The organism is Cylindrospermopsis raciborskii Cr2010 (genome assembly GCF_003367075.2).
Classification (GTDB): domain Bacteria; phylum Cyanobacteriota; class Cyanobacteriia; order Cyanobacteriales; family Nostocaceae; genus Raphidiopsis; species Raphidiopsis raciborskii.
The window spans coordinates 2,036,073-2,052,659 of sequence record NZ_CP065936.1 but is presented as its reverse complement, the minus strand read 5'-3'; the positions used below and the strand labels follow the sequence as shown (position 1 = coordinate 2,052,659).

Sequence of the window (16,587 nt, the reverse complement as noted above, 5' to 3'; positions counted from 1 at the left end):
TAAAATTTAAGTACAAATACTCACTATGAAGATTGGCGATCGCGTGCGTGTAAAAGAGTCGGTGATAGTTTACCACCACCCGGAAAATAAAGGTCAGGGGTTTGACATTAAGGGTGCGGAAGGTGAAATTTCCGCCATTGTTACCCAATGGCAAGGTAGACCAGTGAGTGCTAACTTCCCCATTCTAGTCCAGTTTAGCAAAAAGTTCAAAGCCCATTTAAGAGAGAGTGAATTGGAGACAACTAGTTAGTTGGCGGAACGAAACCCAACCTATTTGTGCTTTGTGCAATACTCCTAGGCAATTGGTCTTTTGAGTCCCCTTTGTAGGTTGGGTTGAGGAGTGCGAAACCCAACAAACCCACGGGATATATTGAGTTATTAAACTCAACCCACGAAAATCTATTGCTACGTGGGTGATTGTTGATAACGCTACCTTTCATCCTGGTGGTCGGATTGCTCAATTAATTGAGGAGGTTGGGTATCAGTTAGTTGTCTCATAATAGCTCATGATCTAACTGTGGAAAAAAACAGTTACTAAAGGTAAAAGAGCTAAAGCAAAAACTCGCCAGTAATGTAATTTTGATTTTAAATCCCATTCTGGCCAGTTAGGTTCTAAGGGAAATAACAAAGCATCTATTCTCTGCTCCAACCTATCAACTTTAGAGGAGCTTAGTGCTGCACAACATATATCCCATGCCAATGGTTGACTGCTTACCACTAATAGTAGAGACTCAGCCAGTACAAGGGGGTCTACGCGAGCAGCAGCATAACTGTCAGCCCTCAGTTCTCGCAACATCAATAGCTCTTGCCATAAAGGTTCTGTGTTAGGTAAGCAAGCACTACAGGAACGAATCCAACCCAGCCAAAAGAAACAAAAAGTGTCTCTATAACTATAATGTCCCTGTTCATGGGCTAGAACACTCTCTAATTGTTCCGGAGAAAGATGTTTTAATAGTCCCTGACTCACCACTAGTTCAGGAGACCAAAAACCAATTTGTCCTGCAAATAGAGCAGAGGTAGGTAGCAATCTGGCTGATTGGCCTGTGAGATTGATGGTGGGACATTCACGGGCAGACTTTAATGATTGCCAGCCTTGCCAAGCCAGTTTTAAAGCTACAAAAACTAAAAATCCTAGAAACAACCAACCTAAAACATAGCTAAAATAATCTGTATATATTCCCACCATTTGACCCTGGGTTCCCATACAGACCACGGCCATCACCGTCATCAAAATCAACAACGGGGGGAAAAGGAAGAAAAATAAAGTCCTGCTCCACCTCAGATGCCAATTTCCTTGCGGTATATAGGCAGAATATCGCAAGGTGTAGGCAATTGTGACAGCTGTGATCAGCATTAGTAGATGCATAACCTTATTTATCTCCTCTAGCCTGGCGTGCAGATTGAATCCTCTGAGCGATCGCCTGAATTTGTTTACTAGCTGCTTCGTCTAAACTGTCAGCAAAGGCGGCTACCACATCAGGATTACCCACAGCCAAAAACCGTTGTAAATGTTCATGCGCCCTAATCATTTCTGCCTGTTCCTTAGTGACCAGTGGTCGCCAATAGAATGCTTTTCCTTGTTTATCACAGGCCAACCAACCCTTTTCTGTGAGACGACGTAGAACAGTAGTGACGGAAGTATAAGCTAGTTCACGATCTGGGTCACCCAGAATCAAGTCATGTACGTCCTTAACTGTAGCCGAGCCTAGATCCCAAACGATGCCCAGAATTTCTGCTTCTAAAGGTCCGACAGATAATTGTTTAGGACGGTAATCTGGTAGTGGAGCCATAATGCTAATTTCCAAAAAAAATTTTGGGGAATGTGGTGCAATTCATAAAAGAATATGATACTATAAATAATATGAAAAAAACTAGCAGTGCGGCGACATAGCCAAGTGGTAAGGCAGAGGTCTGCAAAACCTTTATCCCCCAGTTCGAATCTGGGTGTCGCCTTTTGTTATTTGGTGTTATGGTAAATCAGTGGCAAGCAATCAATAAAATGAGCAAATCATTAACTGACCTACTAAAACAAACCACAGAGGGCTTGTTTATGTCCAGTGAGTCTGAATATCCTTTTAATGTGGTCTGTTGGGAATTTTTTAATCTCAATGAAACTACTATTCAACAAAAAACTGGTATTATAGGTAATGTTAGAACCGTGACCATTGATGATTTTTTTCAGGGAGTCACAAAACAGGAAGATTGGTATGAAGAGGAGGAACGAAATCTAGCCAAGAGATTTGAAGGCCTTGTACTTGTTTTAAAAAACAATTTGGCTGAAGCAAAAGTGTATGAAATTGGTGACAAAGAGGTCCATGCTTATATACTAGGTACAAAAGATGATGAAATTATTGGAATTTCCACGGTTGTGATTAGAACCTAAAATTAGTGGTAAATAGCATTCTGGCGGCTATATACTAGAAACCAGGAAAAGCCTTCCTAGAAGGGGCGCACCCTATTCTTTTGGTTAAACAGGAGTAGAAACTTGAAAAATGGTGGACTTCCGGGAAATCCCGAAAACTTATTGTCAAACGATGATATTCCGGCCGCTTTACGGGATACTGCGGAGAAGAGGTCTTCCACGGGCTTAAAACCTCTGATTTTAATAGTTGGTGGGGTCCTAGGATTTGCTATCATGGCTGTAGGTAGTGGTTTCTTATTCTTTATTACTGCACCTAAAAAAAATACTGATACTCAATCAACACCTCTTACATCCACCCCATCCAACACATCAAGTAACAATGCAGTATTGGGACATTTAGCCTATAAAGAAGCATCATTAGAAGAGCTAACTCCTATCACAGCTGATGGAAAAATTAATATGCGGCGGAGTGCTGCTCAAAAATTTCAAGCCATGGTACAATCAGCTAGGAGTGCAGGCGTAATCCTAGTACCTATTTCCGGTTTTCGTTCCATCGAAGAACAACAACAACTGTTCTTTGACGTAGGTGCCCAACGCAATCAAACTCCAGCAGAAAGAGCAGCACTTAGTGCCCCTCCTGGTTACAGTGAACACCATACTGGTTATGCTGTGGATATTGGTGATGGAGCAGTACCGGCAACCAATCTCAGTCCTATCTTTGAAAGTACAAAAGCATTTACATGGTTACAATCTAATGCTGCTCGTTTTGGCTTTGAATTATCCTTTCCTCGGGATAATCTTCAAGGTGTAAGTTACGAACCATGGCATTGGCGCTTTGTAGGAGATAGAGATAGTTTAGAAACCTTCTACAAAGCCAAAAACATTAAGCCAGTAACATCACCTTAGAATTGTGCATCTGGTCTTTTGCGACTGTTCAGGACTGTTCCTCAATTATTCTGGGGGTAAGCAGTACAATCACTTCTCTGCGCTCACGGTCTTTGTTGGTGCTTCTAAATAATGCACCTAGGAGAGGAATATCACCCAGGAGGGGGAACTTGGTGACCACTGTCCGGTCTTGGTCTTGGATAATACCGGAAAGGAGAAGGGTTTGACCGTCCCGGAGACGAATTAGTCCTGAGTTAAGAGAGCGTTCAGCAATTAGGGTAACCTTCCCCGCACCAGTTGATTCTGAATTAACCGGAGATTTAACCACGGGAGCAACCGATAGGGAAACAAAACCATTGTCATCAATCCGCTCAACCCTCACATTTACGGTTAAACCAACCTCTTCTTTCTCGATGATCCGTTCCTCCCTAGAATTACCAGGGGTGTCAATTCTGGTGATCTTCTCCTGTCCAATGACTTGTTGAGTTAGTTTAACATTTGCATTTTGTCCTTCTTGAACAATTAAACTAGGATCTGTCAATATCTTAGCATTACCATTTGTTACCTGGGCTTGTAAAAAAGCTAAAAACCGATTGGGTAAACCCACTAGGGAAGCTGGTACTGCTCCCGAACCGGTGAATGGTCTTTGGTTGCCAAAATTGAAGGTAGCTATACCCTGGTCATTAGAAAAGAAATTATCACCAATCCCAAAGGAAAAACTGGAGTTATAGTTTTGAATTCCCCAGAGATTAACATCAATAATTTTCAGATTCACCTTCACCTGACGACGACGAATATCTAGGTTAGTCAATTTTGAAGTTGCTATATCAACTAATTGGGGATTGCCAATCAAAGTAATCGAATTTGTTCGTTCATCTCCCACAATTTGTAATCCCCTCAGCAAAGGTGTGGAGTCTTGATAATCAACCCGCTTGGCCTCCATTTTGGTTTCAGTAGTTGTCTGAGATTGAGTCACCGGTGTAACTCCACCTGCGATGGGTATGGTATTAACTGTAGTTACTGGTCTTTCACGACTGACTTCAGTTTCCGCACCCAAGGCTACCAAAAAGTCTAAACCTATACCTACTGTTACTTGATTCAGTCGTAAAGTCCTGACTATTCTATCAACACTGGTATTAGGTAATTTGGCCCCCACCAAAATTGTTCTGTCAATCCGTCTAGCTTCTAATCCACTAACTTGTAAAACATAGTTAAATACTTTTTGTACAGACTCATTTTTAATATCTAAGGAAATTTTACTACTAGTTCTAATTTTATTATTAGTATTGTTATTAATCACCTGTTGTTGTGACTTGTCTTGACCAGAGTTAATTTCTTGTTGTTCAAAGTAAATAAGATTTAACCCTGCAGTACGAGCTAATAGTGACAAAACTTCAGTAACAGGTGCATCCCGTAATAATAATCTAGTTATTGACTCTTTAGTGTTTAAATCAATAATGTTGGGAAGTATATCAATATTAGATACATTAATATTGCCCACAAGTGGGGCCACTAGTTTTTGGGGAGAAGTCTGAGCAACACTTGGCTGTACTGTGAACAACAGCCAAGCTACACCAACAGTCAGATTAAGGTTAAATAAATCATTAACTTGCCTCATATACTCCTGCACAAAAAGACCCTACTGATATATAATAGATCTAATTAAGGAAATATGGTAGGTTTATAAATTTTTTGTGAAACCCTGTATTGACTACATAACAAGACTTTCAGCTATTTTTTATTGTTTTTGAAAAAAAATTATTAAATTCCTGTGAGCATACCGCTAAAAAAATATTCCTGTGCTAGGTTTAGTCAGAGTGCGATCGCCATCCTTTCTATGAACATAATGATTGCGACTACCGATTATAAGTATCTACCCACTTCTAGAAAGAGATTTATGTTCACTGCTTTCTGTGCTAAACACAGTGTGAGCTGGGCTTATTTTGGCGTGTCAAAAAGTATCCTGAAAGCATTACAAATTGATCCGGAAGTTACATAAATCAGCTGAACAATTATTTAAGAGATCAGGAGCAGGTCAATAGCTTAATACTATGAGTTTGAGCTTTGCTATTGGTGTCAGAGTAATAATTTTAGATCTTTGGGAGCAATAACTACGAGATTATATGTAGTCACTTCCGGGGATGATGGCCTAAATCGAAGAAAAAGGATCTGCAAGATGCGGTGTCTAATGCGTTTAACCAGCTCGATTTTTTCCACAATTGTTCTGTTAAATATAGGAGCTGTGAATTTAGTATTAGATACTTTTATTTCCTCAGTTATTTTTCCCCTACAAGCTCAGGCAAAACCAACAACCATTTTATCGGATTTATCGGAACAAAAATCTCAACCAAAAGAAGTTGATCCCACTAAGCTGCGCCAGAAAATGAGAGTAAGACTGATGCGGATGGTAAATGGAAAACGAGTTTATGCGCCTGGTACATCTGCTGGCATTCCCTCAGCTTTTGGTGCGAATTGGGGAGATTTTTATGTGGCCATTGCGGGTGCAACTGCGGACAGAGTTAGACCGGTAATAGATGGTGGTATTTCAACTAGTCTTGGTCTTGGCAATGCTACAGATATATTTGGTTTAGAGTTGAACTATAACAACCTGAGCATGAGGCGATTTGCTACCAATGGGTCTTTTAATGCTAAGATACACCGCAGCATTTACTCGACTCCCAGCACCTATATCGCCGGGGCTGTGGGCTGGAATAACTTTGCTAAATATGGTAGTGATACTGCACATACATCATCAAGTGTTTATGGAATAGTCAGTGCCTATCACTTTTTAAAAACTAATCCAGCAAATCCCCTACCCATAAACCTGTCCCTAGGCGTGGGTGGAGCCCCTCTGTTTTCCAATGCTGGTGTGGGACTGATTGCTGGAGCTGGTATTCAAGTACACCCAAATATTGGAGTCAGCACCGCTTGGAGTGGACGAGGACTAAATCTTGCCGCATCCTACCTACCTATGCGGACCTTACCTCTTACCTTAAGTGTAGTTTATGGAGATGTACTAAACAATACAGAAGCTGGATCTGTATTGAGTTTTAGTATTGGCTATGGTTTTGATTTTACCCCTTAGCTGATAAAAATCATAATGATACATTTAGTAAGGAGATAGTGATATGAAATATGTACTTATACTGACAACTCTTTCTGGTTTAGGATGTGCTTTCAGCTTTTATCCAATTACGCAAACGCTTGCTGGTTCAGTCCCCGTAGGAGCGGTAAGTGGTGTTACTCTGCCAAGTTCTTTGGGAACAAGTAATATTTCACCTGTTTTGCCAACAGTACCAATATCCACACCATCAGCACCAACGTTTACACCAACAGTACCAACATCCATACCATCAGCACCAACGTTTACACCAACAGTACCAACATCCATACCATCAGTAGCTACATCTACCCCATCCGCACCATCTACGGAGGTTTCTTCAGAGAAAACAACACCTATAGTACCGGTAGTTAACCCTGGGAGTCAAATGGTGCTAAACCAGACTGCGACTCAAACTCTAACAGAACTACAGATAATAGCGCCTACTGTAGCAGGTACTATTATATCAAATGTATCCACACCACCCGTAACCCTAACCAGTCCAGTCAGTCAAATTACAATCACCCCCAGTGCAGCTTTCACTTTACCTTCCTTAGCAACTGCAACCGAATCTGTTCCCAAGGAACTTCCTAGGGGTATACTATCATCCCCAACTGGAGAAGTTACATTACCAGTAACACCATTGCAAGCAGGTCAAACTATTGCTACTCAAGTGGTATCAGGGCGAGGAGCGGAGATGACCATCAATGCTACTACACTTCGTATTGCTCCCATAAATCAGAATGCAGATAATAAAGAGGTTTCTACCACTGCGACTTTGAGAATTGCCAATGGCCAGAATCTGGACTTGGTTTTGACTGGCACCTCCGAACGGGTCGCTAATGCTGCTGGGTTTATTGCTACTGCAACTTCCGCTGGGTTATCTCTAACCCAGATACAAACTGGTACTAGCATAGCTCTGACAGGAGCTAACTTTGTTCAAGTTACGTCTTTAATTAATAGTTTATCAGGTTTAATGGTAACTGGAACAAACCAGACTATGAAACCAGACTTGTCTATTACCTTAGTTGCTAGTGGCATTACTAAGGATCCGGTAACTACCACAACCAAATCGGAAGTAAAACATGGTCCAGTAAAAGATGTAACAATTGAACCCTTGCAGTTGGGTAGGGCTATAGTAGTATTTAACCAAATCCTTGATACTAGCAGTGATGATACGGTGATTGCACTATCTGAAAATACTGAATTCCTTACCATCGGCAAAATGCTACAACGGTTACGCGATGCCTTTGATGATTAGGCAAAATTTAGAAAATGTGGCGGAATTTTCATTAATCTGACCGTATTAACATAAACAAGCTGACACTCCCAAACAAATTAACCTCTTCACCTTTTGGGAGAAAGGATTAAGAGCAATTCGGCTTTACCTTTTAACAGGAGAAATTACATGGCAATTTTAGCAGTTGGAGCGGGTCAAACTTACACCACAATTCAAGCAGCCATTAATGCTGCTAATAACGATGATATAATCGTGGTAAGGCCTGGGATTTATCAAGAAGATCTGACCATTAATAAATCCGTGACTCTAATAGGACCTTATGGTACTTTTGAGGGAATAGATGGTTTTGAAAACCGATTAGGGGTTAAGCCTCTGGATCCGGATATTAATGCAGCATTAGGAGTTGGAGGATTGCCAACAGCTAATGAAGATTTTCGTCGATATCAAGATGATAACGGAACTATCGATAACGCTTTTGGTAATACTCAAGAAGCGTGGATTAAAGGGACTATTACCGTAACAGAAGACAATGTTACTATTGATGGTTTCCGACTCAGAAATGAAAATGGTCCTCTAAAGTGGAATGATACCCCAGATAATTTTAAACTGCTTAACAACTACCTCACTGGTTATACTGCCAACAATAGCCCCAGTTTTGGAGATGCGAGCATTAACAACCCAACTGGAGTAGTCACGGGTTGGCAAATTGCTGGCAACTACATAGGCGGTTTATTGGGCGGTGGTGGTACAGGTGGTTCTATATACCTGGCTGGTTTACAAGATTCAAACATTGATGATAACACCTTCTGGCGTCCTCGAGCTGCCCATCTTTACCTAGCATCTCTGACTAATGTTACCATAGAGGATAATAAATTTTACCATGGACTACATACTGGAGGTGCCAATTTTGATGGATTTGGAGAATTTTTTAGTGGATCTGGATATGGCTATGGTGGCTATGGAGATGGTTATGGTGGTTATGGAGATGGATTCTTTGGTCGTAACTACTGGTTAGAACTGAAAGGAGATAACGATCAAGTCCTCATCAAGAATAACGAAGGTGAGTACAATAGCGGTGGTATTCAGTTGTTTGGTGAGACAGATAGTCCGTTTGCTTTTGATAATATCACTATAGAAGGCAACACTTTCCCTGATAACAACTTTATTAACGCCTATAGTGAAGCTCCTAGTAATGGCAAATCAGGTTTGATTCCCGCTGTCATGGCAACTGCTCGATTGAGTGGTCCTTCCGGTAGTAATTTGGTGATCCGTGACAATGATATCACAATGGATCTAGCTCAAGTAAAATTTATTACCGATCATAAATCTTCCTTAGAAGTGCGGGGTAATTTCAACGGAGTAAGAGTTGAGGGCAACACTCTAACACCCAAGAACATAAATGGTGGTGTTGATATAATTACTGGTCTGAGCCTATATGGCAGTTTACCTGGGGAAACTCTAATCAGAGGTAACCAACTTTTGGGACAAGATGGAGATCCACTAGAAGCTAGTTATTATGGTATTGATTTAATACCAACTTTTGCTGACTATGGCACTTATACTGGTGACCTTACTGTTGAAGATAACACTATTAACAGTTGGCAGGTGGGAGTAAATCTCAGGAATACCAATGAGATTACAGGTGATATTAACATTAATGGAAACACTTTTGAGAATAATGCTTATGGTGTTGTTTTAGATGCAACTGCTACTACAAACAGTATCAACATTGCGGGCAATACTTTCAGTAATAATTTCAGTAACGTGTTCGATGGTATTGATCCTGTTATAACAATGGATCAAGTCCTCTCCTACGAAGAAAACCAAGACCTAGGTTCTGTATTAGGAACAGTATCAGCAACCGATAACCTTCCTAACACTGATAATGTAGGTGTCACCCAATACTTTATTTCCAGCGGTAATGATGATGGATTTTTCACTATCAATAGTAGTGGAGAAATCACCCTGACAGAAGCAGGTCTAGCAGCAGCCAACGACTTTGAAACTTCTCCCAGCAGTTTTAATCTGGGCATTATCGTCACAGATGGTGGAGGTTTACAAGATACCGAAACAATCACATTGAGTATCATTAATGTCAATGAAGGTCTTGGTCAGTTGCCCCCTATAACTACTGAAGGTGCTGGTTTTACTGTTGGTGCAACACTAATTGCAGCTATACCCTTTGACGATCCCGATGGTATTCCCACGGATATAAGCTATCAATGGCAACGATTAATTGAGGGGGTTTGGACTAATATTCCTGATGCTACTGAACAAAACTACATAGCCACAGAAGATGATAACAACAACCAACTTCGAGTAGAGGTTACTTACATTGCAGGTGGATTTGAGAAAGTAATTTACTCAAATAATGTTAGTATTTCTCTAGTACCAGTATCCGGCACTTTTGATAGTATTACCGGAGACAACAACCTGGATATCAGTGAGAAAGAAGCTGGGGTAACTCTAACGGGTACTGTTAGTGAAACTGGTACAACAGTTACTATTTTATTTGGGGGTCAAACTCGAGTTGCTCAAGTTGATGGTTTATCCTGGTCTTATGTTCTCAAGCCAAATGACTATAATTTCTTTGCAGCAGGTTCAAACCTATTCACAGCCATCTTTACCCGCACTGATGGTGGTGAAACCGGTAGTTTTACAACCTTTCAAACCCTAACTATTCCCGATGGCATCTTACCACCAAACACCAGTAATGCATTTGACCCAACTCAGCCCAAGGGACTGAAATCAGAAGTTATTGATGCTGCACAAACATTAGAGATTGACGGAGTCAGTATTCTGGAAATTAGTCAAACAGTTGGCATACTGGGTGAAGGAGAAAGTTTTAATGACCCCAACATTGCGGTATTACCCATTGGCACTCGAGATATATTTGACCAGGGCGCAAATGCTGGTGCTGCTAACTATGCTGCTGTCAAAACTGAGCCTGGTACAAGCATTCAAAGTATTTACATTGTTCCAGTAGTAGAGGAAGAGGGTGTTAAAAAGCTGCAAGTTGTTCTAGCAGATGGAACAGTAGTTGAAGCGGAAATTCCCCCTGATTTGATTTCCCCTATTGGAGATCCATTAGCTATAACTATTAGCGGAGTTCAACTTGGGGGTACAACCACCTTTGTTCTCTATCTGTCCCAGAATGTTATTAATCAATTACCTGAAGATCTTGACCTTGCGCGCTACGTTAAGTTCAACTATGAATCTCAGCAGTTCGAGCTTTATGATGATTTTAATTACGACTACATTTTTAACGATGTTGATGGGGATGGTGTCCGGGATTTTGGAGAGGTCTACTTAACCGTAAACCTAACAGATGGGGATATATGGGATGGGGATGGACTAGCTAACGGTATTATAGTTGACCCAGGACAGCTGGGAATTGCTACGGATAGCGGTACTGATAATAATCCACCTATTGCTATTGAACTGAGGGGAATAGTAGCGGAGAATGACCCTGGGGCTTTTATTGGTAGTTTAACAGTTACAGATGATCCGGGTGATAGCCATACTTTCACGGTGAATGATAGCCGTTTTGAAGTGATTAATGTGGATGGTAACAACATCCTTAAACTTAGGGAAGGTGAAAGCCTGGATTATGAAGCGGCTAGTAATATAGTACTAACTATTACTGCCATCGATAATGGTGGATTAGAAATCACCCAGGATTTCACTATCACCGTCACCGATGTTAATGAAGCACCTGTGGCCATTGAATTAAATCAAATAACAGTAATAGAGAACGACCCCGGGGCTATTATTGGTACTTTAACAGTCAGTGATCCTGATGGGAATGATGGTCATACCTTAAAAGTCAATAATGATACCCGATTTGAAATTGTTGATTTTGATGGTAATCAGACGCTTAAACTCAAAGCTGGTGAAAGCCTGGATTACGAAGCTGGTAGTGTAGAACTCTCTATTACTGCAACTGACAATGGTGGATTAGAAGTCACTCAAGATCTCACCGTTAGCATCACTGATGTTAATGAACCTCCTGTTGTCAGCTTTTCTTTCTTTGTTCCTGAGAGTACAACACTAGTAAGTAATCTAACGGTTGAAGATCCTGAAAACGACCCCATCACTCTTAGTTTGGCTGGAGTTGATGCTAGTTTGTTCTCGATTAGTCCTACCGGTGAATTAACCTTTAATACTGCTCCGGACTTTGAAGAACCTCTGAATGCAGACAAAAACAACCTTTATAAATTACAGGTTGTAGCAAGGGATGAGCAAAACAATAAGTCAATTCAGGATATTTCCATTCTTGTCACCAATGTCAATGAAGCTCCCATTGCTATTGATGATGTGTTAGCTATTATTCCGGGTAGTAGTTTTGGTACTCTTAACCCACTTGACAATGATAGTGATCCAGATCTGAATGATCCTCTAACCATTATCAACAAGACGGATGGTAACTATGGTCGTGTAGAAATCAGGGATAATGAGTTAATATATACCCTGCTAGACGCAACTTACATAGGAGATGATGTTTTCAGCTACACTATTATTGATGAGCAGGGTTTAGCAGTAACAGCTAATGTCAACGTTACTATCACTGGAACAGACATCATTACATATCCAGTGGAAATACTTGATCCCGAAGATTCTTTAATTCCCGATGAAGCTGGTTCCTTATCGGACATTGTTAATGATATCTCCTTCAATTTCCTTACAGATTACGACAAAGTTCAGGCAAAGCTGGCTTTACAAGAAGCTCTCAGTAAAACAGAAGCATCCTTTACTAACCTGTTTGGGCTTTATGAAGTGGATAATGCTCTTACAGGATCGGTTAATGGTGTTTTACCAGAGGACAAATCAGCTTATGCTAAAGCAGCATTAAGTAGAGTAGTACCCAACTTTGTAGTTCGAGCTGGAGGTTCGGGAGATGGTGTAAACGGAGATGTAATCGTGAGCGAGGGTAAAATCTATGCTCCCTTTGTCATCGCCCATGGTGGTAATTTCTCTGGTAGCGTGCAGGATGCAGTTAATGCTTTCTTTCAGGTCAATCCCGACAATAGTCCAGCTACTGCTCAAAATTACACTACCTTACCCGTTGCTTACTTTAGTTTTGGTTCAGCTAACCCAGATGGTGCAGCTCACATCAAGAGTTTTGGTAACAATGTGTTTGGATTTGAAGATTTACCCGCTGGTGTGGGAGTTAGCGATTACGACTTTAATGACACGGTTTTCTCTTTTGGTTAGGTCTAAGTTTCACGGGGAACTAAGTTTACAAGTGAGCTAATTAATTGTCTCACCTAGACCTTGGTAGCAATACTTCACGATAAAACCAGTCGCTTTTCATCCGACTTCAGCTTTGAACCAGGGAATTAATTCCCTGGTTCTTGAGAATGGTTTTGTGTGCCACAAACTATGCGATCGCGAAGCACTCGCTACGAAATTAAAGGTTAGTCATAATATCTATTAGAAAGGGTTGGGCTTCTCGTCCAACTAATTTTGTTGCGTTGATATCAAATCCCAAGCATCTTTCATTAGACGACTATAATCAATTCTCTCAGCTAATTCCTCACTAGAATAACGACCTTCAAAAGCTTCTAAAGAAGCACCATCTAGTGCGGAATAATAAGCATCTGCAAGAGCTGCTTTTAATTCAGAATTACTTAAATAGTAGCCGTTTACCTTTCGTCGCTTATTAGTGCGATTAATTTGACGAACTGCATTAGAAATAGAAATATCCCAGGAACGAGTCGTCCGTTGCTCTACTTGCTGTTTAATTAGATGTAGTATGAGAATAACTGCAAAACTGTAAATTTTATTGATCTTGTCATCTTTACTCATCTCGGTCATTTCCTCCACCAAGACCAGAGCATCAAGAACCTTTCCTTGAGTTAACAATGTTTTGAGTTCTAGCAGTTCTTCCATTGTCGGTCTCCCATAAACTAGTACTGTAGAAAGCTACTCTTGGTTTTGCTGACTTACAAAATGATTTTACTAAATTTTGGTAACCTTGACCAGAACTTCTACAAAATGATCGCAGTTGACTTTAAGTAGGTGGGTGGAATTAAATATAAGATGAACGTAGGTTGGTTTGAAGTATGAAACCCAACACCCCCATCGGTTACACCATCGCCAACCCATCCTAAAAATAATTGTGCCTCCCTACTTACTTAAAAGTGATGCAATACATAGTGCTAATACTAAATAAATCTTAACAGCAAATTGTTCCATTTTGTGGTGATAATCCATCTAGTAAACATTAAGATATAGAAAAGTAGTTAAAAAAATGAAAAATGAGAAACTAAACCTAGCTACCAAATTAGCCTATGGTGCTGGAGATTTAGGACCTGCAGTAACCTCTAATATAGCCATATTTTTCCTCCTGGTCTTTTTTACTAATGTAGCTGGTATTCCTCCAGGTTTGGCGGGTAGCATTTTAATGATTGGTAAGGTGTGGGATGCAATTAACGATCCCATTGTGGGAGTGCTAACTGATAAAACTAAATCCCGTTATTGGGGTCGTCGTTTACCCTGGATGTTTTATGGTGCAATTCCTTTTGGAATTTTCTTCTTTCTCCAATGGACTATTCCTCAATTTTATTTAGACCCTGATCAAAATACTCTAGCTTTATTTTGGTACTATGTAGCTATTGGCATTTTATCTCAGGCTTTTTTTACCGTTGTTAATTTGCCCTACACTGCTATGACACCGGAGTTAACTCAGGATTATGATGAAAGAACTAGTTTAAATAGTTTTCGCTTTAGTTTCTCTATTGGTGGTAGTATTTTATCCTTAATTTTTGCCCAGGTGGTCTTTTCTCTGGTGAAAAGTCCCCAAGCACAGTATTTGGTTTTGGCAGCTTTATGTACTGTGCTTGCAGTTATATCTTTATATTGGTGTATTTATGGAACAAGGGAGCGGATTTTAGCTTTTGAAGCTAAACGTATTCAGATAGAACAACCAGTGGAAATTCCCTTTATTGACCAAATTAGAATTGCTTTTACTAATAAACCATTTTTATTTGTTATCGCAATTTATCTTTTTTCTTGGTTGGGTGTACAAATTACCGCAACGGTGATTCCTTATTTTGTTATTTACTGTATGAAATTGAATAATTCTCAGGTTCCTACAGTTTTAATAGCTGTGCAAGGAACAGCTTTGTTAATGTTATTTGTCTGGAGTTATTTAAGTAAACGATATGGCAAGAAAATAGTTTATTTCTTGGGGATGACCCTATGGATTTTTGCTGGTGCTGGATTATTTTTTCTCAACCCTGATCAGATTTTATTAATGTATATTATGGCTATCATGGCAGGTTTTGGAGTTTCCACAGCTTATCTCATTCCCTGGTCTATGATTCCGGATGTTATAGACTTGGATGAACTACAAACCGGACAAAGAAGAGAAGGCGTTTTTTATGGTTTTATGGTTTTACTCCAAAAGTTTGGGTTAGCTTTTGGTTTATTTCTGGTTGGCCATGCTTTACAAGTTTCAGGATTTAAAGAGGTTACTGCTGGAACTGCCAATATATTACCCTCCCAACCTGATTTGGCGTTATTTGCCATTAGGGTGATTATCGGACCAGTGCCAACATTTTTTTTAATTATGGGTTTAATTGTCAACTTTTTTTACCCTATCACCCGTGAGATGCACTCGGAAATTATGTTGAAGTTACAGGAGAAAAGGCAAAATTTACAATGAAAGAATCTAAGTAGGGAGGGGGTTAGCGGTAGGGTAACCCATGGGGGCGTTGGGTTTCGTTCCTCAACCCAACCTACGTTCATCTTGTGTTTAATTCCACTCACCCACTTAAACTATATTTTTAAAAACAATCCCCAAGAATGTTTAGAGATAACCTAGAAGTCCAAGACCTATACTAATTAACCCTCCACCCAATACTAACCATTGAGCATTAATCCGAAAACGTATAATCAAAACAGCAGCAATTAGGAACATAAATATACTAAACAAATCTAGCAGTGGAAATCTTTCTAAACCCAAGGTTTTGACTGCTATTTGCAAAGTTGTTACTATCATCAGGGCTACTGCACTGGCGTTTACTGCATCTAAAAAACTCCTTGTCCAGGGAGACTTCCGTAACCAGGGAATAACTGGGTTTAACAGTACGACAAATAAAAATGAGGGAAGAAAAATTCCTACTGTTGCTACAATTGCTCCGGGTAATCCAGAAATTATATATCCAATAAATGTGGCGGTTGAAAGTATAGGACCCGGAGTAAATTGACCAATGGCAATAGCGTCTAATAATTGTTGTTGTGTTAACCAATGATATTGATCTACTAGCTCCCCTTGCAAAAATGCAATTAGTAAATAACCCCCACCAAATAATACACTGCCAACTTTCAAAAAGAATAATCCTAATTGCCATATCGAAATGGTAGGAGTGAGGGCAACTTTTGGTAGGGTTGTGCCTAAAGTAAGGGCGGTAATTAATAGGTTTGTCTGCTTATTGCTATTGATGGCAATATTATGTAACCAAATCATGCCTAAAATTCCACCCAGCAATAAGGTGATGACTTCATTTACTTTACCGAAATAAGTTACCAAGGCAACTAATACGGCAATAATCAGTAGTTGTTTATTTTTTAGAGCTTTTTTACTTAACCCGAAAACAGCATTGAGAATAATTGCTAAAACTACTGGTTTAATCCCATAAAGTAAGGGAGAAAATTCTGGTACACTACCATAACTAACGTAAATAAAGGCAAAAACACCTGTAATTAAGACAGCAGGTAAAATAAAACTAATCCCGGAAACAATTAGTCCCAGCCATCCAGCATAAATATAGCCTATATGAATAACCATTTCAGTAGAATTAGGTCCGGGAATTAAATTGGTTGCACCCAATAAATCTAAAAAATGTTCTCGTGTTAACCACTGACGACGTTTCACCACCTCGTCCTCTATCATGGCAATATGGGCAACTGGTCCACCAAAACCGGTCACACCTAGTTTAAGAAAGAGTTTTGCCAATTCAATCAGTCGGTTTAATGGTATATTGTACATAACTA

13 protein-coding genes and 1 tRNA gene are annotated in these 16,587 nt (G+C 40.0%); 9 read left to right on the top strand and 5 right to left on the bottom strand.

Annotated elements, in window-relative coordinates:
• Window positions 1-25 precede the first annotated feature (25 nt).
• Window positions 26-250, top strand: a complete 225-nt coding sequence (locus C6N34_RS09350; RefSeq protein ID WP_006278357.1) for a ferredoxin-thioredoxin reductase variable chain — start codon at window positions 26-28, stop codon at window positions 248-250.
• Window positions 251-511: 261 nt separating this feature from the next.
• On the opposite strand, the gene C6N34_RS09345 is transcribed toward C6N34_RS09350, so the two are convergent.
• Window positions 512-1,366: a M56 family metallopeptidase gene (locus C6N34_RS09345; RefSeq protein ID WP_115539073.1), complete on the bottom strand. Its 855-nt coding sequence runs from the start codon at window positions 1,364-1,366 to the stop codon at window positions 512-514.
• Between the two features lie 4 nt (window positions 1,367-1,370).
• Window positions 1,371-1,790, bottom strand: a complete 420-nt coding sequence (locus tag C6N34_RS09340; RefSeq protein ID WP_006278355.1) for a BlaI/MecI/CopY family transcriptional regulator — start codon at window positions 1,788-1,790, stop codon at window positions 1,371-1,373.
• 91 nt (window positions 1,791-1,881) lie between these two features.
• On the opposite strand from C6N34_RS09340, the gene C6N34_RS09335 reads away from it, so the two are divergent.
• From C6N34_RS09335 to C6N34_RS09325, 3 genes are all read left to right on the top strand, one after another.
• Window positions 1,882-1,953, top strand: a tRNA-Cys gene (locus tag C6N34_RS09335).
• 46 nt (window positions 1,954-1,999) lie between these two features.
• The gene (locus C6N34_RS09330) at window positions 2,000-2,383 is read left to right on the top strand and encodes a nuclease A inhibitor family protein (RefSeq protein ID WP_236106953.1); all 384 of its coding nucleotides are present in this window, start codon (window positions 2,000-2,002) and stop codon (window positions 2,381-2,383) included.
• A 102-nt stretch (window positions 2,384-2,485) separates the two neighbouring features.
• On the top strand, window positions 2,486-3,268 hold the full coding sequence (locus C6N34_RS09325; RefSeq protein WP_115539071.1) for a M15 family metallopeptidase: 783 nt from the start codon (window positions 2,486-2,488) through the stop codon (window positions 3,266-3,268).
• A 28-nt stretch (window positions 3,269-3,296) separates the two neighbouring features.
• On the opposite strand, the gene C6N34_RS09320 is transcribed toward C6N34_RS09325, so the two are convergent.
• A complete protein-coding gene (locus tag C6N34_RS09320) occupies window positions 3,297-4,865 on the bottom strand; it encodes a secretin and TonB N-terminal domain-containing protein (RefSeq protein ID WP_057178290.1) in 1,569 nt (522 codons plus the stop codon).
• Between the two features lie 153 nt (window positions 4,866-5,018).
• Here C6N34_RS09320 and C6N34_RS09315 point away from each other — a divergent pair, with 153 nt between their 5' ends.
• From C6N34_RS09315 to C6N34_RS09300, 4 genes are all read left to right on the top strand, one after another.
• Entirely contained in the window at window positions 5,019-5,246 is a 228-nt protein-coding gene (locus tag C6N34_RS09315) for a hypothetical protein (RefSeq protein WP_147290755.1), read from the top strand.
• A gap of 189 nt (window positions 5,247-5,435) precedes the next feature.
• Complete coding sequence (locus C6N34_RS09310; protein ID WP_006276188.1) at window positions 5,436-6,332, top strand: hypothetical protein; 897 nt, start codon at window positions 5,436-5,438, stop codon at window positions 6,330-6,332.
• Window positions 6,333-6,375: 43 nt separating this feature from the next.
• Window positions 6,376-7,608, top strand: a complete 1,233-nt coding sequence (locus C6N34_RS09305) for a hypothetical protein (RefSeq protein ID WP_181884043.1) — start codon at window positions 6,376-6,378, stop codon at window positions 7,606-7,608.
• Window positions 7,609-7,755: 147 nt separating this feature from the next.
• Complete coding sequence (locus tag C6N34_RS09300; protein ID WP_220272395.1) at window positions 7,756-12,801, top strand: cadherin domain-containing protein; 5,046 nt, start codon at window positions 7,756-7,758, stop codon at window positions 12,799-12,801.
• Window positions 12,802-13,047: 246 nt separating this feature from the next.
• On the opposite strand, the gene C6N34_RS09295 is transcribed toward C6N34_RS09300, so the two are convergent.
• The gene (locus tag C6N34_RS09295) at window positions 13,048-13,479 is read right to left on the bottom strand and encodes a DUF29 family protein (protein WP_057178295.1); all 432 of its coding nucleotides are present in this window, start codon (window positions 13,477-13,479) and stop codon (window positions 13,048-13,050) included.
• Window positions 13,480-13,840: 361 nt separating this feature from the next.
• Here C6N34_RS09295 and C6N34_RS09290 point away from each other — a divergent pair, with 361 nt between their 5' ends.
• Window positions 13,841-15,256: an MFS transporter gene (locus tag C6N34_RS09290; RefSeq protein ID WP_057178296.1), complete on the top strand. Its 1,416-nt coding sequence runs from the start codon at window positions 13,841-13,843 to the stop codon at window positions 15,254-15,256.
• Between the two features lie 144 nt (window positions 15,257-15,400).
• Here C6N34_RS09290 and chrA read toward each other — a convergent pair whose 3' ends face one another.
• Window positions 15,401-16,582: a chromate efflux transporter gene (chrA, locus tag C6N34_RS09285; protein WP_057178297.1), complete on the bottom strand. Its 1,182-nt coding sequence runs from the start codon at window positions 16,580-16,582 to the stop codon at window positions 15,401-15,403.
• Window positions 16,583-16,587 lie beyond the last annotated feature (5 nt).

Coding starts and splice junctions, on each gene's coding strand:
- C6N34_RS09345 (WP_115539073.1), bottom strand. CDS start 1,366: ATGCATCTACTAATGCTGATCACAGCTGTCACAATTGCCTACACCTTG.
- C6N34_RS09350 (WP_006278357.1), top strand. CDS start 26: ATGAAGATTGGCGATCGCGTGCGTGTAAAAGAGTCGGTGATAGTTTAC.
- chrA (WP_057178297.1), bottom strand. CDS start 16,582: ATGTACAATATACCATTAAACCGACTGATTGAATTGGCAAAACTCTTT.
- C6N34_RS09295 (WP_057178295.1), bottom strand. CDS start 13,479: ATGGAAGAACTGCTAGAACTCAAAACATTGTTAACTCAAGGAAAGGTT.
- C6N34_RS09330 (WP_236106953.1), top strand. CDS start 2,000: ATGAGCAAATCATTAACTGACCTACTAAAACAAACCACAGAGGGCTTG.
- C6N34_RS09320 (WP_057178290.1), bottom strand. CDS start 4,865: ATGAGGCAAGTTAATGATTTATTTAACCTTAATCTGACTGTTGGTGTA.
- C6N34_RS09300 (WP_220272395.1), top strand. CDS start 7,756: ATGGCAATTTTAGCAGTTGGAGCGGGTCAAACTTACACCACAATTCAA.
- C6N34_RS09340 (WP_006278355.1), bottom strand. CDS start 1,790: ATGGCTCCACTACCAGATTACCGTCCTAAACAATTATCTGTCGGACCT.
- C6N34_RS09310 (WP_006276188.1), top strand. CDS start 5,436: ATGCGTTTAACCAGCTCGATTTTTTCCACAATTGTTCTGTTAAATATA.
- C6N34_RS09305 (WP_181884043.1), top strand. CDS start 6,376: ATGAAATATGTACTTATACTGACAACTCTTTCTGGTTTAGGATGTGCT.
- C6N34_RS09290 (WP_057178296.1), top strand. CDS start 13,841: ATGAAAAATGAGAAACTAAACCTAGCTACCAAATTAGCCTATGGTGCT.